The organism is Mycobacterium sp. (assembly GCF_049802695.1).
Classification (GTDB): domain Bacteria; phylum Actinomycetota; class Actinomycetes; order Mycobacteriales; family Mycobacteriaceae; genus Mycobacterium.
In genome coordinates this window covers 1-1,986 of the sequence record NZ_JBARMY010000372.1, presented here as the reverse complement: position 1 = coordinate 1,986, position 1,986 = coordinate 1, and the positions used below count along the sequence as shown (strand labels likewise).

The following is a 1,986-nucleotide window of genomic DNA, read 5'->3' as shown; positions in this document are numbered from 1 at the left end:
GCCCACGCGGGCGGCACCGACAGCTGACCGACCGAGGAGGACGCGCCCACACCCGCCAGCACCGGTGCTCCACCGAGACCGCCAGCACCTGCCAGACCGCCAGCACCTGCCAGACCGCCTGTCGCGCCGCCATCCAGTGCGGCGCCGTCGAAGCCGACCAACCCGGCCCCCAAACCAGCAGCGTCCGGCGCGATCCCCATACTTGAGGTGTCCAGAAGGCCACCACCGGCCAAGCCGAGCAGGTCGGACGCGGCGGAGGCGTAGTTACCGCCACCGATGTTCGCGACGTTGGAGAAGGCGCCTGAGGCACCGAACGTGCCGGTGCCGCCCAGGGTGGTCTGGAGGAACGACGTGATCCCACTGAACGGATCGGTCGCGGCGGCCGCGTTTGTTGCTTCGGCGTTCGAGTAGGAGCCGCCATTGAGACCCAGGGTGCTGGCGAGCTGCTGCTGGATGGCCGTGGCTTGCGAGCTGATCTGCTGGTAGAGGGTGCCGTAGGTCGAGAACAGCTGCGCCTGCAACGCGGACACCTCGTCCGCAGCAGCGGGAGCGATTCCGGTGGTCGGGGCCGCTATAGCCGAGCTTTGGGCTTCAAACGTTGAGCCAAGGCCCGACAGCTGGGCGGCCGCCGCCTGCAAAGCTTCAGGCAGTGCGGTCAAGAACGACATGCGGTTCTCCTTATGACGATGCGCTGATCCAAAAAGTGGGGGTCGCCCGTTGGATGTGGGCGCCCCGTTGCACGCCTTAAGGTTCCTTGAGGTTTGCGCACAAGAACGCGGCGGTAACTGTCTTTTAACGGTCGTGTGCGGACCGTAACAATCTGGCTTCGACGGTCCGTGATGGCGTAATCCTGGGCTAACGCAGTCGTCTCGCAAAATTAACAGTGAGGCGTTGTTAACACAGCAGTTACAACAACGGCCGGTGGAGCAGGTGCGGGCTGCTCACGCGACGCTTCTGGCCGGTCAGCGGGCACACCCCCGTTGCCGTCGAAGTCTGAAACGGTTGCGGCTGAAAGCATCTGACGCTGTGGTGCTGTGGAAGCGTCGCGGCCGCCGGGCGTTGACGACGCGCGGGTGGATGATGCGAGCAGCCCCTCCGGGCAGCGAGCCCGTCGCTGGCCGCCCTCGTCGCCCGCGGCGAGCCGCCCGCGATGCAGTAAACATCGGGGGGAGAAAATATATCGAATATATTTTTGTTCCGGGTCTGATCCAATTCATCGGTTTTTAGCAGATTCATTTTACGAGTACTTATTCGATGAAAATCAACGGTCGAATTCAACGAATGGTCGACCAACGCCCCTCTGAGCCCGGCCGGTCCTGTCGGTGGCGATCCCGTACCCGGCTGACCTATTCATGGTGACCAACTGCGCCCGGCTCCACCGCGCTGGCGATCACCACCGACCTTTTTGGTGGTGACCCGCTGTGCCCGGCTCCGCCGCGCTGGCGATCACACTGGGTCTGATTGCGGGGCTCCTTCCCCCGCTGCTGCCGCGGCGGGCATCGTCACCCGGCTAGGCTTGGCGTCGTGTTTGAATCGCTGTCCGATCGGTTGACCGGTGCCCTGCAGGGGCTGCGCGGCAAGGGCCGGCTGACCGACGCCGATATCGACGCCACCACCCGCGAAATCCGGCTGGCGCTGCTGGAAGCCGACGTCGCGCTGCCGGTGGTGCGGGCTTTCGTCGGCCGGATCAAAGAACGCGCCAAGGGCGCCGAGGTGTCCGGCGCGCTCAACCCGGCCCAGCAGGTCGTCAAGATCGTCAACGAGGAACTCATCGGGATCCTCGGCGGGCAGACCCGCCGGCTGGCGTTCGCCAAGACGCCACCGACCGTGGTGATGCTCGCCGGTCTGCAGGGTTCGGGTAAGACGACGTTGGCCGGGAAGCTGGCCGCCTGGCTCAGAGGCCAAGGACACACGCCGCTGCTGGTGGCCTGCGACCTGCAGCGCCCGGGGGCGGTCAACCAGCTGCGCATCGTGGGAGAGCGGGCC

General features: G+C 65.7%; 2 protein-coding genes. One reads left to right on the top strand and one right to left on the bottom strand.

Annotation, left to right across the window (positions count from 1 at the left end; translation table 11 throughout):
• Positions 1-668, bottom strand: a 668-nt coding sequence (locus WA317_RS15400) for a PE family protein (RefSeq protein ID WP_425173855.1), incomplete at its 3' end; no start/stop codon positions are given.
• A gap of 856 nt (positions 669-1,524) precedes the next feature.
• Here WA317_RS15400 and WA317_RS15395 point away from each other — a divergent pair.
• The coding region (locus tag WA317_RS15395; RefSeq protein ID WP_425173854.1) for a signal recognition particle receptor subunit alpha at positions 1,525-1,986 on the top strand (462 nt) is incomplete at its 3' end.